The 23,429-nt window shown below is 72.2% G+C and carries 22 protein-coding genes; 11 read left to right on the forward strand and 11 right to left on the reverse strand.

Annotated elements, in window-relative coordinates; translation table 11 throughout:
• Positions 1-6: 6 nt before the first annotated feature.
• Together HCJ93_RS04485 and serB are read left to right on the forward strand one after the other, a co-directional pair.
• On the forward strand, positions 7-2,100 hold the full coding sequence (locus HCJ93_RS04485; RefSeq protein WP_167991262.1) for a streptophobe family protein: 2,094 nt from the start codon (positions 7-9) through the stop codon (positions 2,098-2,100).
• Positions 2,101-2,254: 154 nt separating this feature from the next.
• A complete protein-coding gene (gene serB / locus HCJ93_RS04490) occupies positions 2,255-3,463 on the forward strand; it encodes a phosphoserine phosphatase SerB (protein WP_167991264.1) in 1,209 nt (402 codons plus the stop codon).
• A gap of 155 nt (positions 3,464-3,618) precedes the next feature.
• Here serB and HCJ93_RS04495 read toward each other — a convergent pair whose 3' ends face one another.
• The 4 genes from HCJ93_RS04495 to HCJ93_RS04505 all read right to left on the reverse strand — a co-directional run bounded on the left by HCJ93_RS04495 (position 3,619) and on the right by HCJ93_RS04505 (position 6,159).
• Positions 3,619-4,137: a SixA phosphatase family protein gene (locus HCJ93_RS04495; protein WP_167991266.1), complete on the reverse strand. Its 519-nt coding sequence runs from the start codon at positions 4,135-4,137 to the stop codon at positions 3,619-3,621.
• Between the two features lie 76 nt (positions 4,138-4,213).
• The gene (locus HCJ93_RS04500; RefSeq protein ID WP_167991268.1) at positions 4,214-4,420 is read right to left on the reverse strand and encodes a hypothetical protein; all 207 of its coding nucleotides are present in this window, start codon (positions 4,418-4,420) and stop codon (positions 4,214-4,216) included.
• Positions 4,421-4,599: 179 nt separating this feature from the next.
• Positions 4,600-4,716, reverse strand: coding sequence for an SGM_5486 family transporter-associated protein (locus HCJ93_RS29820; protein ID WP_277350678.1), 117 nt, complete (start codon positions 4,714-4,716; stop codon positions 4,600-4,602).
• 93 nt (positions 4,717-4,809) lie between these two features.
• The gene (locus HCJ93_RS04505) at positions 4,810-6,159 is read right to left on the reverse strand and encodes a CynX/NimT family MFS transporter (protein WP_167991270.1); all 1,350 of its coding nucleotides are present in this window, start codon (positions 6,157-6,159) and stop codon (positions 4,810-4,812) included.
• 73 nt (positions 6,160-6,232) lie between these two features.
• Here HCJ93_RS04505 and HCJ93_RS04510 point away from each other — a divergent pair, with 73 nt between their 5' ends.
• The gene (locus tag HCJ93_RS04510; RefSeq protein ID WP_167991272.1) at positions 6,233-6,925 is read left to right on the forward strand and encodes a FadR/GntR family transcriptional regulator; all 693 of its coding nucleotides are present in this window, start codon (positions 6,233-6,235) and stop codon (positions 6,923-6,925) included.
• On the opposite strand, the gene HCJ93_RS04515 is transcribed toward HCJ93_RS04510, so the two are convergent.
• From HCJ93_RS04515 to fabG, 3 genes are all read right to left on the reverse strand, one after another.
• Positions 6,903-7,292 (reverse strand): hypothetical protein, encoded by a 390-nt coding sequence (locus tag HCJ93_RS04515; protein WP_167991273.1) that lies wholly within the window; start codon positions 7,290-7,292, stop codon positions 6,903-6,905. The two genes, HCJ93_RS04510 and HCJ93_RS04515, sit on opposite strands and share 23 nt — an antisense overlap.
• 204 nt (positions 7,293-7,496) lie before the next feature.
• Positions 7,497-8,264 (reverse strand): enoyl-ACP reductase FabI, encoded by a 768-nt coding sequence (gene fabI / locus HCJ93_RS04520; protein ID WP_167991275.1) that lies wholly within the window; start codon positions 8,262-8,264, stop codon positions 7,497-7,499.
• Positions 8,265-8,269: 5 nt separating this feature from the next.
• The gene (gene fabG, locus HCJ93_RS04525) at positions 8,270-8,989 is read right to left on the reverse strand and encodes a 3-oxoacyl-[acyl-carrier-protein] reductase (protein WP_167991277.1); all 720 of its coding nucleotides are present in this window, start codon (positions 8,987-8,989) and stop codon (positions 8,270-8,272) included.
• Between the two features lie 315 nt (positions 8,990-9,304).
• Between fabG and HCJ93_RS04530 the strand changes: the two genes are divergently transcribed.
• From HCJ93_RS04530 to tyrS, 3 genes are all read left to right on the forward strand, one after another.
• Positions 9,305-10,828 carry a TldD/PmbA family protein gene (locus tag HCJ93_RS04530; RefSeq protein WP_167991278.1) on the forward strand — a complete coding sequence of 508 codons (1,524 nt, stop codon included), beginning with the start codon at positions 9,305-9,307 and terminating at the stop codon, positions 10,826-10,828.
• The gene (locus HCJ93_RS04535; protein ID WP_167991280.1) at positions 10,825-12,216 is read left to right on the forward strand and encodes a metallopeptidase TldD-related protein; all 1,392 of its coding nucleotides are present in this window, start codon (positions 10,825-10,827) and stop codon (positions 12,214-12,216) included. Before HCJ93_RS04530 ends, HCJ93_RS04535 begins: the two co-directional genes overlap by 4 nt.
• Positions 12,217-12,281: 65 nt before the next feature.
• On the forward strand, positions 12,282-13,550 hold the full coding sequence (tyrS, locus tag HCJ93_RS04540) for a tyrosine--tRNA ligase (RefSeq protein WP_167991281.1): 1,269 nt from the start codon (positions 12,282-12,284) through the stop codon (positions 13,548-13,550).
• A 108-nt stretch (positions 13,551-13,658) separates the two neighbouring features.
• On the opposite strand, the gene HCJ93_RS04545 is transcribed toward tyrS, so the two are convergent.
• Entirely contained in the window at positions 13,659-13,937 is a 279-nt protein-coding gene (locus tag HCJ93_RS04545) for a GlsB/YeaQ/YmgE family stress response membrane protein (RefSeq protein ID WP_167991283.1), read from the reverse strand.
• 188 nt (positions 13,938-14,125) lie between these two features.
• On the opposite strand from HCJ93_RS04545, the gene HCJ93_RS04550 reads away from it, so the two are divergent.
• Entirely contained in the window at positions 14,126-14,518 is a 393-nt protein-coding gene (locus HCJ93_RS04550) for a DUF3099 domain-containing protein (RefSeq protein ID WP_167991285.1), read from the forward strand.
• A gap of 274 nt (positions 14,519-14,792) precedes the next feature.
• Positions 14,793-15,047, forward strand: coding sequence for a hypothetical protein (locus tag HCJ93_RS04555; protein WP_167991286.1), 255 nt, complete (start codon positions 14,793-14,795; stop codon positions 15,045-15,047).
• 23 nt (positions 15,048-15,070) lie between these two features.
• On the opposite strand, the gene moaA is transcribed toward HCJ93_RS04555, so the two are convergent.
• The 3 genes from moaA to HCJ93_RS04570 all read right to left on the reverse strand — a co-directional run bounded on the left by moaA (position 15,071) and on the right by HCJ93_RS04570 (position 18,268).
• Positions 15,071-16,060, reverse strand: coding sequence for a GTP 3',8-cyclase MoaA (gene moaA / locus HCJ93_RS04560; RefSeq protein WP_167991288.1), 990 nt, complete (start codon positions 16,058-16,060; stop codon positions 15,071-15,073).
• 226 nt (positions 16,061-16,286) lie between these two features.
• Positions 16,287-17,915 carry a monocarboxylic acid transporter gene (locus HCJ93_RS04565; protein WP_167991290.1) on the reverse strand — a complete coding sequence of 543 codons (1,629 nt, stop codon included), beginning with the start codon at positions 17,913-17,915 and terminating at the stop codon, positions 16,287-16,289.
• A complete protein-coding gene (locus HCJ93_RS04570; RefSeq protein WP_167991292.1) occupies positions 17,912-18,268 on the reverse strand; it encodes a DUF485 domain-containing protein in 357 nt (118 codons plus the stop codon). The genes HCJ93_RS04565 and HCJ93_RS04570 overlap by 4 nt, the downstream gene beginning before the upstream one ends.
• Positions 18,269-18,577: 309 nt before the next feature.
• Here HCJ93_RS04570 and HCJ93_RS04575 point away from each other — a divergent pair, with 309 nt between their 5' ends.
• The 3 genes from HCJ93_RS04575 (at position 18,578) to HCJ93_RS04585 (ending at position 23,254) form a co-directional block, all read left to right on the forward strand.
• Positions 18,578-20,107: a S8 family serine peptidase gene (locus HCJ93_RS04575; RefSeq protein WP_167991293.1), complete on the forward strand. Its 1,530-nt coding sequence runs from the start codon at positions 18,578-18,580 to the stop codon at positions 20,105-20,107.
• A 77-nt stretch (positions 20,108-20,184) separates the two neighbouring features.
• The gene (locus tag HCJ93_RS04580; protein ID WP_167991295.1) at positions 20,185-21,717 is read left to right on the forward strand and encodes a S8 family peptidase; all 1,533 of its coding nucleotides are present in this window, start codon (positions 20,185-20,187) and stop codon (positions 21,715-21,717) included.
• A gap of 160 nt (positions 21,718-21,877) precedes the next feature.
• Positions 21,878-23,254: a CoA transferase gene (locus tag HCJ93_RS04585; RefSeq protein WP_167991296.1), complete on the forward strand. Its 1,377-nt coding sequence runs from the start codon at positions 21,878-21,880 to the stop codon at positions 23,252-23,254.
• The last annotated feature ends 175 nt before the right edge of the window (positions 23,255-23,429 follow it).

Genomic DNA, 23,429 nt, shown 5'->3' on the forward strand with positions numbered 1-23,429 from the left:
TCTGCCATGAGTGGTGTCACGGGCACGTCGAGCCCCGGGCGAGCAGAGGGCGGCACGCGAGTGCCGTGGGGCGACGTGCTGATGACCGCGGTGGCCGGAGTGAGCTGGGCGCTCATCGGCATGGCGGCGACCGCGGCGGCCGGACTGCACCTGCTCCAGGCGGACTCGGCGGGGTCGCTGGGAACGATGACCGCGGCGGTGGTCGCCCTGGCGGTGGGCGGCTCGGTCACCCCGTCCGGGGACGTGTCGGCCTTCGGTCTTTCCGGGGCGGAGGCGGAGACGGCCGTCGAGATCACGCCACTCGGGGTGAGCCTGGTCGGGGCACTGCTGCTGGCGTTCTTCTTCCTGCGCTCGCTGCGGGCCGCGGGCGCCGTGGTGTCCCCGGCCGAACTCCTGGCGCGTGCGGGGGCGACGACCGGTCTGTCCGTGATGATGACGGGCGGTCTCGTGTGGGCCGGGCAGGACGTCGTCACGCTCGACGGGAACGCGCTGGGCCTGGACGGACTGCCGGGCGGCGGCGACGGGGGCGGCATCGGGATCCCGGGCCTCGGGGACCTGGGCGACGGTCTGGAGAGCGTGCTGCCGGACCGGATCGGGGATCTGGTGGAGGCGCAGACGGCGGTCGGGTACACCGTGGACGCGGTGCCGACGCTGCTGGGCGGGCTCGGCTGGTCGGTGCTGGTACTGGCGATCGCGCTCCTGGCGTCCCGCCGTACGCCCCTGCCGCCCGGCTGGGACGTGGTGCACCGGGCGATCCGCCCGGCGGTGTCGGCCCTGGTGACGGCGCTCCTCGTGGCGGTGGCGGCCGGGCTGGCGGCCGCCGCCTACGCGGCGATCGGCGACGACCATCCGCGGCGGATCGCCGGCGCGGCGCTGCTGGGCGCGCCCAACGGGGTGTGGCTGGGCGTGCCGCTCGGCCTGTTCGTGCCGGCCGACGGGCGGGCCTCGGGCGCGCTGCTGGGGGTTCTGCCGGACCCGCTGGACGACCTGCTCCGCGTCGGCTCCGGGCAGCGGATCACAGTGGCACGGCTGGCCGAACTGGACGGCCGGGTGTGGCTGCTGGCGGTGGCGGCGGCGGTGCTGATGCTGCTGGCCGGCGTACTGACGGGGGCGCGCACACCGGTGGGGGGCGCACAGGTGGGCATGGGTGCATTCGTGGGGCGCTGCGCGCTGCGTCTGGGGGTCTGCACGGCACTGGCCCTGCCCCTGCTGGTGTGGCTCACCGAGGTGTCCGCGAACGCCTCGCTGTCCGTGCTGGGCGTCGACGCGTTCGGCGCCGGCCTCGAACTGCACGGACGCCCGGCCGTGGCCCTGCTCCTGGGCGCCGCCTGGGGCACGCTGGCCGGTGCGGCGGGCTCCTGGCTGGCCTGGGTGTGCGGCGCGGCGGGGCGCCGGGCGATGTCGTGGAGTGCGGCAGGCGGCGGCGCCCTGGCGACCGCTCCAGGCGGGGCCGGCGGGGCCCCGGACGTGGCCCGGCTGTCCGGGGCCGGGCAGGCGGAGTGGGGTGCGGGCGGCACGGCGGCCGGCGGTGACCGGCGTGAGGGCGCGGGCGAGCCGCGGTCGGCGGCGCAGGCCGGCGAGGGCGGACCGCGGCGGCCCGCACCGGGTGAGGGCGAGCGCCCGGCTCGGCCGGGCGGGCCGGGCCGTACGGAGCTCGACGCGGGCGGTGCGGGGTCCGGGGCCGCCGGACGGGGCGGTGCGGCGGGCGGTGAGCCTCAGGACCGGGTGCCGTCGGGGCCGTACACGCCCAGGGCGTCGTACCGGCCGCCCGATCCGGACACCAACCCGTACCTGCGGATGCCGGGGGACATGGCGGGACGGGGGCGCCCCGACGAGACGCCGGCGGACGGCGACGGCGAGGAGGTGCCCGGCGACGAGCCGCCCGGCGGCGGCTCCGGTGACGACGACGGGGACGTGTACGGTGCGCCCACGGTGATCGCGCCGGTCGAACCGCCCCGGCGCGGAAGCCGGCCCCCGCGCCGCCCGGGCGGGAAGCGGCGCGGCCCGCTCTGGCCGGACGACGGGCCTCCCCCGCCGCCTCCGCCACCACCGGCCCCTCCCCCGCGGCCCCGCGAACCGAAGTCCGACGGGGACCGGTGAGCGCGGCGTCCGCCAGGGGCGGACGTGGTGAACGCGGCGCCCGCCAGGGCGGGTACACCCCGCGCCGTGCACCCGCCCGACACCGCATGTGCACTGTCCGCCAGGCGGACCGCGGGGGCGGTCGGCACCGGGCGCCGGATACGGTGGGAACACCATGAGCGCATCGCAGACCTCTGACGTCCCCACTCTCCTGGTCAAGATCTTCGGCAAGGACAGGCCGGGCATCACGGCAGGCCTCTTCGACACCCTGGCCGCCTACTCCGTCGACGTGGTCGACATCGAGCAGGTCGTCACCCGTGGCCGCATCGTGCTGTGCGCGCTGGTGACCGAGCCGGCGCGGGGACTGGAAGGGGATCTGCGGGCGACCGTCCACAGCTGGGCGGAGTCGATGAAGATGCAGGCGGAGATCATCTCCGGCATCGGTGACAACCTGCCGCGCGGCGTGGGCCGCTCCCTGGTCACCGTGCTCGGTCACCCGCTCACCTCACAGGCCACCGCGGCGATCGCCGCGCGGATCACGGCCACCGGAGCCAACATCGACCGCATCTTCCGGCTGGCCAAGTACCCGGTGACCGCGGTGGAGTTCGCGGTGTCCGGCGCGGAGACGGAGCCGCTGCGCACCGCTCTGGTGACGGATGCGGCGAAGCTCGGTGTGGACGTGGCGGTGGTCGCCGCGGGACTGTACCGGCGGGCGCAGCGCCTGGTGGTGATGGACGTGGACTCCACACTCATCCAGGACGAGGTCATCGAGCTGTTCGCGGCGCACGCCGGCTGCGAGGACAAGGTCGCCGAGGTGACGGCGGCCGCGATGCGCGGCGAGCTGGACTTCGAGCAGTCGCTGCACGCACGGGTGGCACTGCTCGAGGGGCTGGACGCCTCGGTGGTGGACAAGGTGCGAAGCGAGGTGCGGCTGACGCCGGGCGCCCGCACCCTGATCCGTACGCTCAAGCGCCTCGGCTACCAGGTCGGTGTGGTCTCCGGAGGCTTCACCCAGGTCACGGACGATCTGAAGGAGCGGCTCGGTCTCGACTTCGCCCAGGCCAACACCCTGGAGATCGTCGACGGGAAGCTGACCGGCCGGGTCACCGGCGAGATCGTGGACCGTGCGGGCAAGGCGCGGCTGCTGCGCCGCTTCGCGGCCGAGGCGGGGGTTCCGCTGTCGCAGACGGTGGCGATCGGCGACGGCGCCAACGATCTGGACATGCTCAACGCGGCCGGTCTCGGCGTCGCCTTCAACGCCAAGCCGGTGGTGCGCGAGGCCGCGCACACGGCGGTGAACTTCCCCTTCCTGGACACGGTGCTGTACCTGCTGGGCATCACCCGTGAGGAGGTCGAGGCGGCGGACACCCTCGAGGTGGGCTGACCGCTCCTCGTGTCGTTCGCAGCCGGCCGAGCGCGCCGCCCGGCCTCAGGGGCGGGCGGGGCCTGTGCCGGCCCGTCGTGCCGGGGCCCGGCACCGCGGGTGCGGAGACCGCGTCGCGGTGCCGGGCCCAGGGGTGCCGCATGCGGCACCGTGGGTCACTCGGTGGGCGCCCAGTAGTCGAGCAGGGTGGCGACGCCGGGCTCCAGGGACTTCCAGGAGCCGGTGAAGGACAGCAGGGCGAAGGCGGCGGCCGGGAAGCCGCGGCGGTTCATCCGCTCCCGGGCGTCGCCCTCGGTGGAGCCGGCCAGGACGTCGGCGAGACCCTGGATGCCGGGGTTGTGGCCGATCAGGATGACGTTCTGAACGTCGTCGGGGGTCTCGTTGAGCAGGGCGACGAGCTCGCCGGGCGAGGCCTCGTAGATCCGCTCCTCGTAGACGGTCTTCGGGCGCCGCGGGAACTCCTGGACGGCGAGCTTCCAGGTCTCGCGGGTGCGGGTGGCGGTGGAGCAGAGAGCCAGGTCGAAGGCGATGGCGGTGTCGGCGAGCTTGCGTCCGGCGGCGGCGGCGTCCATCCGGCCGCGCTCGGCGAGCGGGCGCTCGTGGTCGTCAACGGGGGGCCAGTCGGCTTTCGCATGCCGGAAGAGGGCGATCCTGCGGGGTTCTGCGACGCTCATGCGTTCAAGCTTCGCATGAAACAGACCACAGGGCGCAGGGAGTTGACGAGCACTTCCGGGGGCGTTCGGCCACCGCTCAGCGGGCCATGAGCTGGTGTGCTCGCTCCAGGATGAGGCTGAGGGCCGGTTCGCCGGTGGCCGCCTGGGCATCGGCGGGATGCGATATCAGCACCAGCAGCGTGACGAAGGCGAGCGCGGGGAGGGCGAGCGCCCACCACGGCAGCCGGTTGCCGACGCCGCCCCGGGGGGCCGGGTGCGGCCGGGTCCGCGTACGCGCCGACATGGGGCCTCCGCTCTTCGAGTGCCGGGTCCTGCTGTGACTCCGCTGTTCGCGGGTACGACTCGAAGGTACGGAGCGCGGGGACGCGGGCCCATCCGGTGATCCACCCACTTGTCCCTGACCTTGCCCCCCTAGGGGATGCGGGGGCTGTCCCCACCCCTGACGGGGACGGTGTCACGGGTTCACGGCGCGAGCAGCGCCGCGATCACACCGATGACGACGAAGATGGCGAAGAACGCGCCGAAGACCAGCAACAGCTTCTTCTGGCCGTTCTGCGGGTTCGGATCGAGCACGGGCATGCCTCAAGTCTCCCACCCGCGGACCGCCCCCCGCGCCCCGGGGTACGCCGGGGACGCGAGGGATGCGGCGGGACGGGCGCCGGCGAGCCGCGCTCAGCTCACCGTCGCCTCGTCCTCGACCGTGCGGTCGCGGCCCGCGAGGACGCCCATGAGCATCTGGGGGATCATCAGGCCGGCCATGAGGGCGATCGGCAGGCCCCATCCGCCGCTGTGCTGGTAGAGGACGCCGACCAGCAGCGGGCCCGGGATGGAGATCAGGTAGCCGGTGCTCTGGGCGAAGGCCGACAGCTGGGCCACCCCCGCGCCGCTCCTGGCCCGCATGCCGACCATGGTGAGCGCGAGCGGGAAGGCGCAGTTGGAGATGCCGAGCAGGAGAGCCCAGGCCCAGGCGCCGGCCGCCGGGGCGAGGTAGAGGCCGGCGTATCCGGCGAGGCCGCAGGCGCCGAGGGCGACCACGATGGGCCCCTGCCTGGGCAGCCGGGCAGCGAGGCGGGGGATGACGAAGGCGAGCGGGACACCCATCACCATGGTCACGGCGAGCAGCAGTCCGGCGGTGCTCGCGGGCACGCCCGCGTCCCGGAAGATCTGCGCCATCCAGCCCATGGTGATGTAGGCGGCGGTCGCCTGGAGCCCGAAGAAGACGGCGAGCGCCCAAGCGGTGGTGCTGCGGGTGATGCGCAGCCTCGGGGCCCCCTGCCGGTCCCCCGCCCGCTGCCGCGGTGCCTCCTGGCGCGGCAGCCGCGTGCCCGCCCCGGGTGCCCGGCCGGCCGCGGAGCCCGGTTCGCGGTCCCGTACGAACGGGATCCAGGGCAGGACGGCCGCGGCGGCGAGGGCCGCCCAGAGGGCGAGGCCGTACTGCCAGTCGCCGCCCACCGCACCGGTGAGCGGCACGGTCACCGCCGCCGCCAGGGAGGTGCCGAGGGCGAGGGCCATGGAGTACAGGCCGGTCATGGACCCGACCCGGTCGGGGAACCATCGCTTGACGATGACCGGCATCAGGACGTTGCTGACGGCGATGCCCATGAGTGCGAGCGCGGTGGCCGCGAGGAAGCCGGCCGTGCCGCCAGCGAAGGGCCGGATGAGCAGGCCGGAGGCGATGGCGGCCATGCCGGCGCACACCACCGCGCCCGGCCCGAAGCGGCGGGCGAGACGCGGCGCGGTGACGCCGAAGACGGCGAAGCACAGGGAGGGCACCGAGGTGAGCAGTCCGGCGACGCTGCCGCTCATGCCGAGCCCGTCGCGGACCTCCTCGAGCAGCGCCCCGAGGCTGGTGATGGCCGGGCGCAGGTTCAGCGCGGCGAGGACGATGCCGGCGATCAGCAGCGGTTTCGTCCAGGCGGGCGCGGTGGTGCCGCTCGTGCCGGGGACCCCCTTTTCGGCCGGGGTGGCTGCCGTGGTGAACCGAAGTGCTCGCGTTCTGTTTCCAGCCATGCGCCCCATCATAGAATCATGGGATGATTGGTTGTCCACTGGGAGCTTGCCGTCAGGCACCCCCGACCGTGCGAAGGTATGTGCCATGCCCCTGACCCACCCCCGCCGTTCGGCACTGTCCGAGCAGGTCATCGCCGCGCTGCGGAGCCAGATCACCTCGGGCGAGTGGCCCATCGGCTCCCGCATCCCCACCGAGCCGGAGCTGGTCGAGCAGCTCGGGGTGGCCCGCAACACGGTGCGCGAGGCGGTGCGGGCGCTGGCGCACAACGGGCTGCTGGACATCCGCCAGGGCTCGGGGACGTACGTCGTGGCCACCAGCGAGCTGGCGGGCGTGATGCACCGCCGCTTCGCCGACGCCGACCCCCGGCACATCGCCGAGCTGCGCTCCACGCTGGAGTCGGCCGGGGCGCGGCTGGCCGCCGAGCGGCGCACGGAGAAGGACCTCAAGCAGCTCGACACCCTGCTGCAGCGCCGCGAGGCGGCCTGGGAGTCGGGCGACGCGGAGGCGTTCGTGGCGGCCGACGCGACCTTCCACCTCGCCGTAGTGGCCGCCTCCCACAACGACGTGATGACCACGATGTACGCGGACCTGAGCGAGGTGCTGCGGGACTGGCTGCGCGAGGACGTGGGCCAGGAGCTGAACCCGGAGGCCCACATGGACCACGGCCGGCTGGTGGAGGCGATCCGGGCGCAGGACGCGGCGGCCGCCGCCGAGGAGGCCGCCTCCTACGCCTTCGGCTGCCGCCCGGCGCCGCTCAGCTCGCCCGCTGGTGGCTGATCCACGCGGAGCGCACCTTCTGCCAGCAGCGTCCGGTCAGCTTCACGGTCTGCGCCGGTCCGGCGGCGACGGCGCGGGAGTCGCTGTCCAGGTCCCACCAATGGGCGCACTCGACGTGCAGCCGCACCAGGTCGATGTCCGGATAGGGATTGTGGCAGTAGGCGGTCACCCAGGAGTCCTCGACGCGGATGAAGCACGACGCCCCGAACAAGTCGTCGGCGTCCTCGTCGTCCCCGGTGCCCAGGGCCGTCGGGTGGCCGGCCGGGACCCGGTCGGCCTTCACACGCGGGTGGGCCGCCGCCTCGTACGGAAGGGCGAGCGCGACGGCGACGGCGACGGTCGCTGAGGCCAGGCGGAAAAAGCGCACAAGGGACCTCCTCGGCCGTACTGGTGAGGGGGATCACGCGGTGGACGCGCACCTCCACGATGCCCCGGCGCCGTTCCGCCCCGCCCGCCCGGCTGAGCCGAACGGGTGACACGACGGGCACCCCACCGGCACGTACCGGCCGAGGCCGGCAGACCCGGGGCCCGCGTCCGTGCACGGACGCGGGCCCCGGGCGGAGACGTGCGGTCAGGCGCCGATGGCGTGCAGCCCGCCGTCCACGTGGATGATCTCGCCGGTGGTCTTCGGGAACCAGTCGCTCAGCAGCGCGACGATGCCGCGGCCGGCCGGCTCCGGGTCCTTCAGGTCCCACTCCAGCGGGGAGCGGCTGTCCCACACCGAGGCCAGCTCGCTGAAGCCCGGGATGGACTTGGCCGCCATGGAACCGATGGGGCCCGCGGAGATGAGGTTGCAGCGGATGTTCTGCTTGCCCAGGTCACGCGCCATGTAGCGGTTGGTGGCCTCCAGGGCGGCCTTGGCGGGGCCCATCCAGTCGTACTGCGGCCAGGCGTACTGCGCGTCGAAGGTGAGGCCGACGACCGAGCCGCCGTTCTGCATCAGCGGCAGGCAGGCCATGGTCAGCGACTTCAGGGAGAAGGCGGAGACGTGCATGGCCGTGGCGACCGACTCGAACGGCGTGTTGAGGAAGTTGCCGCCGAGCGCGTCCTGCGGGGCGAAGCCGATGGAGTGGACGACGCCGTCGAGGCCGCCCAGCTCCTCTCCGACCAGGTCGGCGAGCCGGCCGAGGTGCTCGTCGTTGGTGACGTCGAGCTCGATCACCTTGGTGGGCTTGGGCAGCTTCTTGGCGATGCGCTCGGTCAGCGTGGGCCGCGGGAACGCGGTCAGGATGATCTCGGCGCCCTGCTCCTGGGCCAGCTTGGCGGCGTGGAAGGCGATGGACGACTCCATCAGCACACCGGTGATGAGGACGCGCTTGCCCTCGAGAATTCCGCTCATGGTGTTCAGTGACCCATTCCCAGTCCGCCGTCAACGGGGATGACGGCTCCAGTGATGTACGAGGCGTCGTCCGAGGCGAGGAACCGCACCGTCGCGGCGACCTCCTCCGGCTGCGCGTAGCGGCCGAGCGGCACCTGCGACAGGATGCTCGAGCGCTGCTCCTCGTTGAGCGCCCTGGTCATGTCGGTCTCGACGAAGCCGGGCGCGACGACGTTGAAGGTGATGTTGCGCGAGCCCAGCTCACGGGCGAGGGAGCGCGCGAAGCCGACCAGGGCGGCCTTGGAGGCGGCGTAGTTCGCCTGGCCCGCGGAGCCGAGCAGCCCGACGACCGAGGAGATCAGCACCACGCGGCCCTTCTTGGCGCGCAGCATGCCGCGGTTGGCGCGCTTGACCACGCGGAAGGTGCCGGTGAGGTTGGTGTCGACGACCGAGGTGAAGTCCTCCTCGGACATGCGCATCAGGAGCTGGTCCTTGGTGATGCCGGCGTTGGCCACCAGGACCTCGACGGGGCCGTGCGCCTCCTCGACCTCCTTGTAGGCCTGCTCCACCTGCTCGGCGTCGGTGATGTCGCACTTGACGGCGAGGCAGCCCGCCTCCTCAAGGGCGGCCGGCGGCTCACCCGAGCGGTAGGTGTACGCGACCTTGTCGCCGGCGTCGGCGAAAGCGCGGGCGATGGCGAGGCCGATGCCCCGGTTGCCTCCGGTGACGAGAACCGAGCGGCTCAACGGATCACCCTTTCGGTAGCGGTCTGTGGACATCCGCCCGGGCACCTGGAGGACAGGCTGCGACGACAGGCGGCTTCACCGAAAACCTATCGGTCGTGGTGTGCCCGGGAACATTCGGGCACCGACAGTGGGCGGTGGATCGCACTGTCGGGTCCCTACAGAAGGCCCCGGCCGCGCGGGGAAACCTGTGGTCCCTCCCCCGGCGACACGACATGATGCGCAGCGACGGCCGTGCCGATGACACCGGCAGCACGAAAACACACCGCAACACCAAGACACTCAGAACGCCGAGAACACCGACAGGAAGAGACGTAGGTGCCTCATAGCATTGACGAAGCCTTCACGGCCCTGCCCCTGCGCGCCCTCGCCGACGCCGCGCTGGCCCGTGCGCGGTCGCTCGGCGCGGAGCACGCGGACTTCCGGCTGGAGCGGGTGCGGGACGCGTCCTGGCGGTTCCGGGACGCCAGGCCCGCGGGATCGTCGGACACCACCGACCTCGGGTACGCGGTGCGGGTGGTGCACGGCGGGACCTGGGGATTCGCCTCAGGTGTCGATCTGACCCCGGACGCCGCCGCCAAGGTGGCCTCCCAGGCGGTGGCCATGGCGAAGCTGTCCGCGCAGGTGATCGAGGCCGCGGGTTCCGATGAGCGCGTGGAGCTGGCCGACGAGCCGGTGCACGCCGACAGGACGTGGGTGTCCTCGTACGAGATCGACCCGTTCACCGTGCCGGACGAGGAGAAGGCCGGGCTGCTGGCCGAGTGGAGCGCCCGGCTGCTCGCGGCGCCCGGCGTGGACCATGTGGACGCCTCGCTGCTCACCGTGCACGAGAACAAGTTCTACGCCGACACGGCCGGCACGGTGACCACCCAGCAGCGGGTGCGGCTGCATCCGGTGTTCACGGCGGTGTCGGTGGACGAGTCGAGCGGCGAGTTCGACTCCATGCGCACCCTGGCGCCGCCGGCCGGCCGCGGCTGGGAGTATCTGCGGGGCACCGGCTGGGACTGGGACGACGAGCTGGCACGGATCCCCGAGCTGCTCGCGGAGAAGATGCGCGCGCCGAGCGTGGAGCCCGGCCTGTACGACCTGGTGATCGACCCGTCCAACCTGTGGCTGACCATCCACGAGTCCATCGGGCACGCCACCGAGCTGGACCGCGCCCTCGGCTACGAGGCCGCCTACGCGGGGACCTCGTTCGCCACCTTCGACCAGCTGGGCAAGCTGCGCTACGGCTCGGAACTGATGAACGTCACCGGCGACCGCACCGCCGAGCACGGCCTGGCCACCATCGGCTACGACGACGAGGGCGTCGAGGCGCAGTCCTGGGACCTGGTCAGGGACGGCGTGCTGGTCGGCTACCAGCTGGACCGGCGGATCGCGCGGCTGACCGGCTTCGAGCGCTCCAACGGGTGCGCCTACGCCGACTCGCCCTCCCATGTGCCGGTGCAGCGGATGGCCAATGTGTCCCTCCGGCCGGACCCGGCCGGGATGTCGACGGAGGACCTGATCGGGTCGGTCGACCGCGGCATCTATGTGGTCGGCGACCGGTCGTGGTCCATCGACATGCAGCGCTACAACTTCCAGTTCACCGGGCAGCGCTTCTACCGCATCGAGAACGGCCGGCTGGCCGGCCAGCTCAAGGACGTCGCCTACCAGGCCACCACCACCGACTTCTGGGGTTCCATGGCTGCCGTCGGCGGGCCGCAGACCTACGTCCTCGGGGGCGCCTTCAACTGCGGGAAGGCGCAGCCGGGGCAGGTGGCGGCGGTCTCGCACGGCTGCCCGTCCGCGCTCTTCACGTCAGTCAACGTTCTGAACACCACGCAGGAGGCAGGCCGATGAGCGCGCGTGTCAGCAAGCCGCACGAGATCGTCGAGCGGGCCCTGGAGCTGTCCAGGGCCGACGGCTGTGTCGTGATCGCCGACGAGCAGTCGACCGCCAATCTGCGCTGGGCGGGCAATGCGCTGACCACCAACGGGGTCACCCGCGGGCGCACCCTCACCGTGATCGCCACGGTGGACGGCGCGGAGGGCACCGCCTCCGGGGTGGTGTCCCGCTCGGCGGTGACCATGGACGAGCTGGAGCCGCTGGTGCGGGCCGCCGAGGCCGCCGCGCGCGGCGCAGGACCCGCCGAGGACGCGCAGCCCCTGGTCACCGGGGTGCCGGAATCCCCCGAGTTCACCGAGGCGCCCGCGGAGACCTCCTCGGCCGTGTTCGCCGACTTCGCGCCGGCCCTGGGCGAGGCCTTCGCCCGGGCGCGGGCGGGCGGCCGTGAACTGTACGGCTTCGCCCACCACGAGGTGGTCTCCACCTACCTGGGCACGTCCACGGGGCTGCGGCTGCGCCACGACCAGCCCAACGGGACGCTCGAGGTCAACGCCAAGTCGCCGGACCGCACCCGCTCCGCGTGGGCGGGCCGCTCGACGCGGGACTTCACGGACGTCGACCCGGCGGCCCTCGACGCCGAGCTGGCGGTGCGTCTCGGCTGGGCCGAGCGGCGGCTCGAGCTGCCCGCGGGCCGTTACGAGACGCTGCTGCCGCCGAGCGCGGTGGCGGATCTGCTGATCTACCAGATGTGGTCGGCCTCCGGGCGGGACGCGGCCGAGGGCCGCACGGTGTTCTCCAAGCCGGGCGGCACCCGGGTGGGCGAGAAGCTGTCCGGGCTGCCGCTGACGCTGCGCAGCGACCCGAACGAGCCGGGCCTGGAGTCGGCGCCGTTCGTGATCGCGCACTCCTCGGGCGGCGACCAGTCGGTGTTCGACAACGGGCTGCCGCTGGCGGCCACGGACTGGATCCGCGGGGGCGAGCTGCACCGGCTGACCACCACCCGGCACAGCGCCCGCCTGACCGGGCTGCCGGTGGCCCCGGCGATCGACAACCTGATCCTGGAGGGCGGCGAGGACCGGTCGCTTCAGGAGATGGTCACGGCCACCGAGCGGGGCCTGCTGCTGACCTGCCTGTGGTACATCCGCGAGGTCGACCCGGCGACGCTGCTGCTGACCGGGCTCACCAGGGACGGGGTGTACCTGGTGGAGAACGGCGAGGTCACCGGCGAGGTGAACAACTTCCGGTTCAACGAGTCCCCGGTGGACCTGCTGGGCCGGGCCACCGAGGCGGGGCGCACCGTGAAGACGCTGCCCAGGGAGTGGAGCGACTGGTTCACCAGGGCGGCGATGCCCCCGCTGCGCGTGCCGGATTTCAATATGAGCTCGGTCAGCCGGGGCGTATAACCTCGTAGGCGTCGCAATCGGCCGTCACCCGGCCGGCCGAAGATCATCAAGGAGACACGAGAGACGTGACGGACATCGTCGACGAGCTGAAGTGGCGTGGCGTGATCGCCCTGTCCACTGACGAGGACGCATTGCGCAAGGCGCTCGCGGACGGTCCCGTCACGTTCTATTGCGGTTTCGACCCGACCGCGGCCAGCCTCCACGTCGGCCACCTGGTGCAGGTCCTGACCATGCGCCGCCTGCAGCAGGCGGGCCTGCGCCCGCTGGCGCTGGTGGGTGGCGCGACCGGCCAGATCGGCGACCCGCGCCCCACCGCGGAGCGCACGCTGAACGACCCGGAGACGGTCGCGGCCTGGGTGGAGCGGCTGCGCGCGCAGATCGAGCCGTTCCTGTCCTTCGAGGGCGAGAACGCCGCGAGGATGGTGAACAACCTGGACTGGACGGCCAACCTGACGGCCATCGAGTTCCTGCGCGACATCGGCAAGCACTTCCGCGTCAACAAGATGCTGACGAAGGACTCGGTCGCGCGGCGGCTGGAGTCCGCCGAGGGCATCAGCTACACGGAGTTCAGCTACCAGCTGCTGCAGGGCATGGACTTCCTGGAGCTGTACCGGCGCTACAACTGCACCCTCCAGCAGGGCGGCAGCGACCAGTGGGGCAACCTCACGGCGGGCCTGGACCTGATCCACAAGCTGGAGCCGCAGGCCGAGGTGCATGCGCTGGCGACGCCGCTGCTGACCAAGGCGGACGGCACCAAGTTCGGCAAGACCGAGGGCGGCGCCGTCTGGCTCGACCCGGAGATGACCACGCCGTACGCCTTCTACCAGTTCTGGCTGAACGCGGACGACCGGGACATCTCCACCTACATGCGGATCCTGTCCTTCAAGTCCCGTGAGGAGCTGGAGGAGCTGGAGCGGCAGACGCAGGAGCGCCCGCAGGCGCGGGCGGCCCAGCGGGCGCTGGCGGAGGAGCTGACCACGCTGGTGCACGGTGCCGAGCAGACGCAGGCCGTGATCGACGCCTCCCGGGCGCTGTTCGGGCAGGGCGAGCTGGCCCGGCTGGACGAGCGGACGCTGGCCGCGGCGCTGTCGGAGGTGCCGCACGTCCAGGTGTCCCAGCTCGGTCCTGTGGTGGACCTGTTCGCCGAGGTGGGCCTGGTGCCGAGCAAGTCGGCCGCGCGGCGCACCGTCCGGGAGGGCGGCGCCTACGTGAACAACGTCAAGGTCGCGAGCGAGGACGCGGTCCCGGCGAAGGAGGATCTGCTGCACGGGCGGTGGCTGGTGCTGCGCCGGGGCAAGAAGAACCTGGCGGCGGTGGAGGTCACCGGCGCCTGAGCCGCCGCGGCGGCCGCGTACTCAGCTGGGGCGGTTCCGGGCTGTGGTCCGGGACCGCCCCTTCGTCGTGCCCGGCGTGCCGACCGGCCCCTGGGCGGCCGGCGCCGGCTAAGCGCGTTGTCTCTTGTTCCCGCGGACCTGCATGTACAGCGCGTCGATCAGACCGACGATGATCACGGCGGCCACCACCTGGAAGATGTGACGGCTCCAGTCGATGCCGGGAGTCTCCTCCACGCCGAAGCCCCGCGCCACCGCGTTGCCCACGATGGCACCGAGGATGCCGCCGATGGTGGTCAGCCACAGGGGGCTGTGCTGCTTGCCGGGAATGATCGCCTTGGCGATCAGACCGAGCACGAATCCCACGATGATGGCCCACAACCAGCCCATGACCGCCTCCTCGTACCGCTGGACATACCACTGGACATGCCGCTTGACGCGAGCAGTACAGCCAGTGTCGGCCCACTCCCCCGGCCCCGCACGTCGGGAGTGCGGGGCCGGGGACCCGGTCTCGTGAGCGCCGCGCACACGGCGTAACGTGGTGATGTTCTCCGAGGCGCGGGCGGATGGTGAGTGTGATGCGGAAACAGCACGGCGACGCCCAGGTCTTCCGGATCACCGGTGCGCGGGCGAGCCTCCAGGAGGACGTACGGGGGCGGCAGCGACGGTACGTGATCTCGATGACCATCCGTACGATCTCGGTCATCCTCGCGGCCTGCCTGTGGAACGTGGAGCGGTATGTCGCGGTCGTCGCGCTGGTCCTCGGACTGGTGCTGCCGTACATCGCGGTGGTGATCGCCAACGCGGGCCGTGAGAACGCGCCGACGACCCCCTCGACCTTCATCACACCGCCGCTGCGGCCCATGATCACGCCGCCCCGGAGGAATGACGGCGCCGCCGGGGAGGGCGCGGAAGAAGTGGCGCCGGAGCCGACTCCGGGCGCAGGAACGCAGCGGCCCGAGGCTTCGTGAGTTCCGGGACCCGGGAGCACGGCGGGCCGGAGCGGAAGCCGATTCCCCGCCAAGCTCAAGAAAAGCTCAGATCAATCATGCTCTTTCGGTGCCAGCGGCGGGGTGACCCGTGACATACTTCGTACGCGCTCCGCATCCCCCGTCGGAGCGACGGACCGACGCCGGGCAGCTCCCCCCGTGGCTGCTCGGCGTCGCCCCTTTCCCGGGCCTTTCGCCGAGCCCTTTCCCGGGCCTTCCCGGGCCTTCCGCGGGCCGAACGGGTTAGGGTCGGACGGTGATCAACCCTGACCCCGAGACGCCGATCTGCTCCGCCAAGGGCTGCCGCGCCCCCGCCGCATGGGTGCTCGCCTGGAACAACCCGAAGATCCACACGCCAGACCGCCGCAAGACCTGGCTGGCCTGCGAGGAGCACCGCGAGCATCTGTCCCGGTTCCTGGGCGTACGGGGGTTCCTCAAGGACGTGGTGCCGTTCGACGAGTGGCAGAACCGGCAGGAGCAGGGGGAAGGACGGGACCGGCCCGAGGGCTGAGCCGGCGACCGGTCGCGGGCGGGTCAGCCGCCGATGGCGGACATCGGGCGGTCCGGCTGGACGAAGGACGGGTCGTCGAGTCCGGCGCCCGCCTTCTTGCCCCACATGGCCCGCTTCCAGATGCGGGCGATCTCCTCGTCGTCAGCCCCGGAGCGCAGGGCACCGCGCAGATCGGTCTCCTCGGTGGCGAAGAGGCAGGTGCGGATCTGGCCGTCGGCGGTCAGGCGGGTGCGGTCGCAGGCGGAGCAGAAGGGGCGGGTGACCGAGGCGATCACGCCGACCACATGGGGACCGCCGTCGACCAGCCAGCGCTCCGCCGGGGCCGAGCCGCGCTTCTCCTCGCCCTCGGGAGTGAGCTCGAAGCGCGTGCGCAGAGAGGCCAGGATGTCCCCGGCGGTGATCATGCCGTCGCGCTTCCAGCCGTGCTGGGCGTCCAGCGGCATCTGCTCGATGAAACGCAGCTCGTAGTCGTGCTCCACGGCCCAGGCGAGCAGGTCGGGAGCCTCGTCGTCGTTGAGCCCCGGCATCAGGACCGAGTTGACCTTGACCGGGGTGAGGCCGGCCTCGCGGGCCGCGTACAGGCCGTCGAGGACGTCCCGGTGGCGATCGCGGCGGGTGAGGGCCTTGAAGACCTCGGGGCGCAGGGTGTCCAGGGAGACGTTGACCCGGTCCAGACCCGCCTCCTTCAGGGCGGGGGCGATGCGCCGGAGACCTATGCCGTTGGTGGTGAGGGACATCTGCGGGCGGGGCTCCAGGGCGGCCACCCGCTCGACGATGCCGGTCAGGCCGGGGCGCAGCAGCGGCTCACCGCCGGTGAAGCGGACCTCCTCGATGCCGAGGGAGGTGACCGCGATGCGGATGAGGCGGACGATCTCGTCGTCGGTGAGCAGGTCGGGCTTGGCCAGCCACTGCAGGCCCTCCTCGGGCATGCAGTAGGTGCAGCGCAGATTGCAGCGGTCGGTCAGGGAGACCCGCAGGTCCGTCGCCACTCGGCCGTAGGTGTCGATGAGCACGGGGCCCCCTCCCTCGACGTGGATCGTGCGCATCCGCCCGGTGCACGTGTCCGCCCGGATCACGTGCCCGCACACCAGCGAGCCTACGTGACGCCACCGACAACCCACGACGACCCGATGTGACGAGATGCGGAACGGCCGCGTCGTAGGGATCTACGGATCCCGGTGACGCGGCCGTCCGTACGGGCGTCGGCGGGCGCCGGCCGTCAGCCGGTGCCGGTGGCCGTCAGTGGGCGCCGGTGCCGGTCAGCGACCGGACCTCCAGCTCCGCGTACTTCTTGGTGTCGGGCTCCTCCTTGGACAGCACGGTGCCGAGCCAGCCCATCAGGAAGCCGAACGGGATGGAGATGATGCCGGGGTTCTTCAGCGGGAACCAGGCGAAGTCCACGTCCGGGAACATCGCCTTGGGGTCGCCGGAGACCACGGGCGAGAACAGCACCAGGCCGACGGCGACGATCAGGCCGCCGTAGATCGACCACAGCGCGCCCTGGGTGGTGAACCGCTTCCAGAACAGGCTGTAGAGGATGGTCGGCAGGTTGGCCGAGGCGGCGACCGCGAAGGCCAGGGCGACCAGTCCCGCCACGTTGAGGTCGCGGGCGAGGGCGCCCAGCGCGATGGAGACCACGCCGATGAGGACGGTCGCCCAGCGGGCCGCCTTCATCTCCTCCTTCTCGGTGGCCTTCCCCCTGCGGATGACGTTGGCGTAGATGTCGTGCGCGAAGGAGGAGGACGAGGCCAGGGTGAGTCCGGCGACCACGGCGAGGATGGTGGCGAAGGCGACCGCCGAGATGGTGGCGAGCAGGATCGCGCCCCAGGCCGAGTCGACGCCGCCGATGTGCAGGGCGAGCAGCGGGGCGGCGGTGTTGCCGGACGGGTTGGAGGCGATGATCTCCTCCTGGGAGATCAGTGCGGCGGCCCCGAAGCCCAGCGCAAGGGTCATCAGGTAGAAGCCGCCGATGATGCCGATGGCCCAGTTCACGGACTTACGGGCGGCCTGGGCGCTGGGCACCGTGTAGAAGCGGATCAGGATGTGCGGCAGGCCGGCGGTGCCGAGCACCAGGGCGACGCCCAGGGAGATGAAGTCCAGCTTGGTGAGGTTGTCGGCGCCGTACTGCAGGCCGGGCTCCAGGAAGGCGTCGCCCTTGCCGCTGTTCTCGGCGGCCTTGCCCAGCAGGTCGGAGATGTTGAAGTTGAACTTCAGCAGCACCAGGAAGGTGATGAGCACCGTGCCGCCGATGAGCAGCACGGCCTTGACCATCTGGACCCAGGTGGTGCCCTTCATGCCGCCGATGGAGACGTACACGATCACCAGGACGCCGACCAGGGCCACGATGAGGATCTTGCCGGCGTCGGAGGTGATGCCCAGCAGCAGCGAGACCAGGACGCCCGCGCCGGCCATCTGGGCGAGCAGGTAGAAGATCGACACCACGATGGTGGAGGTGCCTGCCGCGGTGCGCACGGGGCGCTGGCGCATGCGGTAGGCGAGGACGTCGCCCATGGTGTAGCGGCCGGAGTTGCGCAGCGGCTCGGCGACCAGCAGCAGGGCGACCAGCCAGGCGACCAGGAATCCGATGGAGTAGAGGAAGCCGTCGTAGCCGTAGAGGGCGATGGCGCCCGCGATGCCGAGGAAGGACGCGGCGGACATGTAGTCGCCGGAGACGGCCAGTCCGTTCTGGAAGGCGCTGAACTGGCGTCCGCCGGCGTAGAAGTCCGCGGCGTCCTTGGTCTGCCGGCCGGCCCAGACGGTGATGCCGAGGGTGGCGACCACGAAGAGCGCGAACAGGGTGATGATCAGGCCGCGGTGCTCGCTGGCTTCGTTGGCGGCCAGGGTGACATGGGTGATCGCGGGGCTCATGCGCCGCCCTCCATACGGGTCTTGATGGCCTCGGCCTTGGGGTCGAGCTTGGCTGCCGCGTGCCGTGAGTACCACCAGGCGATGAGGAACGTGGAGGCGAACTGCAGCACGCCGAAGACGAAGGCGACGTTGATGTTGCCGAACAGCTTGGTGCCCATGAAGCCGCCCGCGTAGTTGGACAGCAGCACGTACAGCAGGTACCAGACGATGAAGCCGACGGTCAGCGGGAAGGCGAAGGAGCGGTAGGAGCGGCGCAGTTCACCGAACTCCGCGCTCTCCTGGACCTCGGTGAACTCCTCTGCTCCGGGGAGTCGGTGTTGTTCTGTCGAGGGGGGCGGTGCATCGGCGGCCACGGAGTCTCCTCGCGTTGCGGGTGGGGTTGTCTCTCGGTTCTTTCAAGGGGGAGAGCGAGGGTCCTCGCTCTGCCCGCACAGGGGGGCACGGCGCGACACGAGGACCGGTTCAACGGAATTCGCTTCTTTCCGCAAGACGTAACGCGACACTTCACCGAGAGGTTCGGGCCGCCGGTGTGAAGTCCTGCGGGCAAAACGTTGTGGGACGGCAACATCGCTGGATAGCTTCACCCTGCACCACCCGTCATGTACCTGCCCGAAGCATCACCTGCCTCGGGCCGGTCCCGTTCCGGATGATGTGGAGACCCCATGGCTCATCTGCGTTCCAGACGCCGCCTCGCCCTTGCCGTGCCCGTCGCGCTGTCCCTGACCGCCTCGCTGGGCTTCCTGCCCGCGACGGCGTCGGCGGCGCCGCAGCCGGCCTCGGCGGAGCAGGCGACGGACGCGACCGCCTTGGCGTATGTCGTCAACACCAAGGCGGACCGCCGCACCATCGCGTCGGTGCGGAAGGCGATCGCGGCGGCGGGCGGGACCGTCGTGGTCACCCATGACCGGATCGGCGTGATCGTCGCCCACTCGGCGAACCCGGACTTCGCGAAGAAGATGCGGGGCGTGAAGGGGGTTCAGTCGGCGGGCGCCACCCGGACCGCGCCGCTGAAGGCCGCCGGCACCACGGACCTGGGCGCGGCCGACTTCGTGACCGCCGACGAGGCGGCACGCATCGAGGCCGCCTCCGCCAGGACGCCGGACAGCGAGCCGCTCGAGGCCGACCAGTGGGATCTGCGGGCCATCGGCGCCGACAAGGCCGCCCGCATCAACCCGGGCAGCAGCAAGGTGACGGTCGCCGTCATCGACACCGGCGTGGACGACACCCACCCGGATCTCGCCCCCAACTTCTCCAAGTCGCAGTCGGCCAACTGCGTCGGCGGCAAGGCCGACACCAGCGAGGGCGCCTGGCGGCCGTACACGGACGAGGACTACCACGGCACCCATGTGGCCGGTGAGATCGCCGCGGCGCGCAACGGCATCGGCGTCGCCGGTGTCGCCCCCGGGGTGAAGGTCTCCGGCATCAAGGTCAGCGACCCGGACAACGGGCTGTTCTACCCGGAGAACGTGGTCTGCGCCTTCATGTTCGCCGCCGACCACGGCGTGGAAATCACCAACAACAGCTACTACGTCGACCCGTGGCTGTACAACTGCAAGGACGACCCGGACCAGCGGGCCATCCTCGACGCGGTCAACCGCGCCCAGCTGTACGCTCAGCGCAAGGGCACCCTGCACGTCGCCTCGGCCGGCAACTCCAACCACGACCTCGCCTCGGACGCGATCGTCGACGAGTCCAGCCCCAACGACACCACGCCGGTGACCCGGACCATCGACCCGGGCGAGTGCCTCGACCTGCCCACGCAGCTGCCGGGTGTGGTCACGGTCAGCGCCACGGGCGTGAACAACCTCAAGTCGTACTACTCCACCTACGGCAAGGGCGTGGTCGACGTGGCCGCCCCCGGTGGCGACGGCCGCTACCAGACGCCGGACACCCCGTCGAAGGACGGGCGCATCCTGTCCACCATGCCGAACGGCCAGTACGCCTTCCTGCAGGGCACCTCGATGGCCTCGCCGCACGCGGCCGGTGTGGCGGCGCTGCTGAAGTCCAAGCACCCGTGGGCTCCCCCGGCCGCGCTCCAGGCCCTGCTGAAGGCGCAGGCGAACAACCCGGGCTGCCCCGAGTCGTACGACCTGGACGGTGACGGCACGCAGGACGCGACGTGCGAGGGCGGCAGCCGGGTCAACGGCTTCTACGGCTTCGGCATCGTCGACGCGCTGCGCGCGGTCAGGTGAACGCCCGCGCCTCCCGATCCCGTGCAGCCAGGACGTCCTGGCACCTCAGCTCGTTCCGTGACCGAACTGGAGACTCCATGACAGCGTCTCACCCGCGCCACCGCCGCGCCCTGGTGATCCCGGCCGGGATGGCCATGGCGACCGCGCTGGCGTTCCTGCCGAACACCGCGGCCACCGCCGCCCCCACCGCGGACACGCCCGCCGCGGCGGCCACCGACGGCACTCCGCTCAGCTATGTCGTCAACATCAAGGGCGGGAACGCCACGTCGGCCAAGGTGAAGAAGGCGATCGCGAAGGCCGGCGGCACGGTCGTCGCCTCGTACGACAAGATCGGCGTGATCGTCGCGCACTCCTCGAACGCCGACTTCGCCAGGACCATGCGCACGGTGCACGGGGTCCAGTCGGCGGGTGCCACCCGCAACGCACCGCTGCCGTCGGCCGCCACCACCGACCTGGGCGCCCCGAAGGTGCTCAGCGAGCGGGAGGTCGCCGAGGCCGCGTCCGAGGCCGCCGCCGGCCAGGACCCGCTGCAGGAGCTGCAGTGGGACCTGAAGGCCATCAAGGCGGACAAGGCGCACGAGAAGTCGCTGGGCAGCCCGAAGGTGACCGTCGGCGTCATCGACACCGGCGTCGACGACACCCACCCGGACATCGCGCCCAACTTCGACCGGGCCGCGTCCGTCAACTGCGTGACGGGCAAGCCGGACACCAGCGAGGGCGCCTGGCGTCCCGGCCCGACGGAGAGCCCGCACGGCACCCATGTGGCCGGTGAGATCGCCGCCGCCAAGAACGGCGTCGGCATGACCGGTGTGGCACCGGGCGTGAAGGTCTCGGGCATCAAGGTGTCCAACCCGGACGGCTACTTCTACGCCGAGGCCGTGGTGTGCGGCTTCATGTGGGCCGCCGAGCACGGGGTCGATGTGACCAACAACAGCTATTACACCGACCCCTGGTACTTCAACTGCAAGAACGACCCGGACCAGAAGGCGCTCCTCGAGGCCGTCTCCCGGGCGACGCGGTACGCCGAGCGCAAGGGCGCGGTCAATGTGGCCGCGGCCGGCAACGAGAACTACGACCTCGCGGCCGACGAGATCACCGATCCGGTCTCCCCGAACGACGCCACCCCGGCCGAGCGGGTCATCGACCCGACCGAGTGCCTCGACATACCGACTCAGCTGCCGGGGGTCGTCACCGTCGCGTCGACCGGCGCCAAGGGTCTGAAGTCGTCGTTCTCCAACCACGGTCTGGGCGTCATCGACATCGCCGCGCCCGGCGGCGACTCGACGGCGTACCAGACGCCGGAGCCGCCCGCGACCAGCGGTCTGATCCTGGGTCCGCTGCCCGGCGGCCAGTGGGGCTACATGGCGGGCACGTCGATGGCGGCCCCGCATGTCGCGGGCGTCGCCGCGCTCATCAAGTCGACGCATCCGTACGCCTCGCCCGCGCTGGTGAAGGCCCTGCTGTACGCGCAGGCCGACGCCACGCCGTGCACGGACCCGTACGACATCGACGGCGACGGCAAGGTCGACGCGGTGTGCGAGGGGCCGAAGAACCGCAACGGTTTCTACGGCTGGGGCGTGGCCGACGCGCTGGACGCCGTCAAGCGGTGACGTACTGACGCGCTAGCCGGCTCTCCGGCCGGCGACAGCGGGGGCCGGGCTGACGTCCGGCCCCCGCTTCGTGGGTACCGGGCACCGCGTCGGTACCGGGTGCCGCGTCGGTACCGAGCGCCGCGTTCTCCCGGATCACGTCGTGCTGCATAGTGCGGTCATGACTCTGCTTCCCGATCTCTCCTCCGCCTGGGCGGCGGTGGGCGGCGATCCCGCCCTGGTCGACCGCGTGTCGTCGGTCGAACGGCCCGGCGTCCTGCCGGCGCGGCTCCCGGTGCGGCAGCTGGCGCGCGCCTGCGTGGGCGCGTGTGCGCTGGCCGCCGCCGAGCTGGCGGCCCGCCGGGCCGGGACGGAGGAGGTGCCGGAGGTGCGGGTGGACGACGGCGCCGTGGCGTCCGCGTTCGTCAGCGAGCGGCATCTGCTGGTCGACGGGCGGGCCCCGGAGACGTTCGCGCCGCTGTCGCGCTTCTGGCGGACGGCCGACGGCTGGGTGCGCACCCACGCCAACTACCCGCACCACCGGGCGCGGCTGCTGGACACCCTGGGCACCGGCGAGGATCCGGCACAGGTCGCGGCGGCCCTCGCCGAGCGCCCGGCTCTCGAGGTGGAGGAGGCCGTGTACGCGCACGGTGGTCTGGCCGTGGCGCTGCGCGCGCCCGGGGAGTGGGCGGCGCTCGAGCAGGCGCGGGCGGTGGCGAGGCTCCCTCTGGTGGAGCGTGAGCGCCTGGACGCGGCTCAGGCGCGCACGTTCGCTCCGGTGCGCCGGGATCCGCTGCTGCCCGCCGCGGGGATCCGGGTGCTGGACCTCACCCGGGTCCTCGCCGGGCCGGTCGCGAGCCGCACGCTCGCCCTGCTCGGCGCCGACGTGCTGCGCCTGGACACGCCGCAGCTGCCCGAACTCCCCGACCAGCACGCGGACACGGGCTTCGGCAAGCGGTCGGCCCTGCTGGATCTGCGGGCCGGCAGGGCCGTCTTCGAGGAGCTGCTCGCCTCGGCGGACGTCGTCCTCACCGGGTACCGGCCGGGCGCGCTGGAGCGCTTCGGGCTGACGCCCGAGGAGCTCGCCGGGCGCCGGCCCGGGGTGGTGGTGGCCCAGCTGTCCGCCTGGGGCAGGAGCGGACCGTGGCGGGGGCGGCGGGGCTTCGACAGTCTGGTGCAGGTGGCCACGGGCATCGCGGCCCTGGAGGGCTCGGCGGAGCAGCCGGGCGCGCTTCCGGCGCAGGCCCTGGACCACGGCTCGGGGTATCTGCTGGCGGCGGGGGTGCTGCGGGCGCTGACCGAGCAGGCGGAGGAGGGCGGCAGCCGTCTGGTGCGGGTGGCGCTGGCCCGGACGGCCGGCTGGCTGCTGCAGAGTGCGGGGAGCACGGGCTCACGGACGGCTGAGCCCGCACCGCCCGCCGGCCCCTGGCTGGCCGAGCGGGACAGCGGCCTGGGGCGGCTGCGGTACGCGCTGTCGCCGGTGTCGTTCGTCGGCGGGCCGCGCGACTGGGAGCGGCCGCCGGTCCCCTGGGGCACGGACCCGGCGCGGTGGTGGTGAGCAGACGGGCACCCGGGCCACCCGGACGGCCAGCACCCGGGCCCGGGGAGTCGTGCTCGCGGGCGTCCGGACACACGGGGCCGAAAACGTCCAAAGCATGGCCAACTGTGCCATTCATGTCACCGTTCCGGGCCCGGACTTGCCCGGCTCTTGACGTGCTTGTGAAGATCCTGGG

The sequence above is a fragment of the Streptomyces composti genome (assembly GCF_012034205.1).
GTDB classification, from domain to species: domain Bacteria; phylum Actinomycetota; class Actinomycetes; order Streptomycetales; family Streptomycetaceae; genus Streptomyces; species Streptomyces composti.

Excerpts from the sequence above, each read along its gene's own strand:
- HCJ93_RS04485 (WP_167991262.1), top strand. The coding sequence starts at position 7 with ATGAGTGGTGTCACGGGCACGTCGAGCCCCGGGCGAGCAGAGGGCGGC.
- serB (WP_167991264.1), top strand. The coding sequence starts at position 2,255 with ATGAGCGCATCGCAGACCTCTGACGTCCCCACTCTCCTGGTCAAGATC.
- HCJ93_RS04495 (WP_167991266.1), bottom strand. The coding sequence starts at position 4,137 with ATGAGCGTCGCAGAACCCCGCAGGATCGCCCTCTTCCGGCATGCGAAA.
- HCJ93_RS04500 (WP_167991268.1), bottom strand. The coding sequence starts at position 4,420 with ATGTCGGCGCGTACGCGGACCCGGCCGCACCCGGCCCCCCGGGGCGGC.
- HCJ93_RS29820 (WP_277350678.1), bottom strand. The coding sequence starts at position 4,716 with ATGCCCGTGCTCGATCCGAACCCGCAGAACGGCCAGAAGAAGCTGTTG.
- HCJ93_RS04505 (WP_167991270.1), bottom strand. The coding sequence starts at position 6,159 with ATGATGGGGCGCATGGCTGGAAACAGAACGCGAGCACTTCGGTTCACC.
- HCJ93_RS04510 (WP_167991272.1), top strand. The coding sequence starts at position 6,233 with ATGCCCCTGACCCACCCCCGCCGTTCGGCACTGTCCGAGCAGGTCATC.
- fabI (WP_167991275.1), bottom strand. The coding sequence starts at position 8,264 with ATGAGCGGAATTCTCGAGGGCAAGCGCGTCCTCATCACCGGTGTGCTG.
- HCJ93_RS04535 (WP_167991280.1), top strand. The coding sequence starts at position 10,825 with ATGAGCGCGCGTGTCAGCAAGCCGCACGAGATCGTCGAGCGGGCCCTG.
- HCJ93_RS04545 (WP_167991283.1), bottom strand. The coding sequence starts at position 13,937 with ATGGGCTGGTTGTGGGCCATCATCGTGGGATTCGTGCTCGGTCTGATC.
- HCJ93_RS04550 (WP_167991285.1), top strand. The coding sequence starts at position 14,126 with ATGCGGAAACAGCACGGCGACGCCCAGGTCTTCCGGATCACCGGTGCG.
- HCJ93_RS04565 (WP_167991290.1), bottom strand. The coding sequence starts at position 17,915 with ATGAGCCCCGCGATCACCCATGTCACCCTGGCCGCCAACGAAGCCAGC.
- HCJ93_RS04575 (WP_167991293.1), top strand. The coding sequence starts at position 18,578 with ATGGCTCATCTGCGTTCCAGACGCCGCCTCGCCCTTGCCGTGCCCGTC.
- HCJ93_RS04580 (WP_167991295.1), top strand. The coding sequence starts at position 20,185 with ATGACAGCGTCTCACCCGCGCCACCGCCGCGCCCTGGTGATCCCGGCC.
- HCJ93_RS04585 (WP_167991296.1), top strand. The coding sequence starts at position 21,878 with ATGACTCTGCTTCCCGATCTCTCCTCCGCCTGGGCGGCGGTGGGCGGC.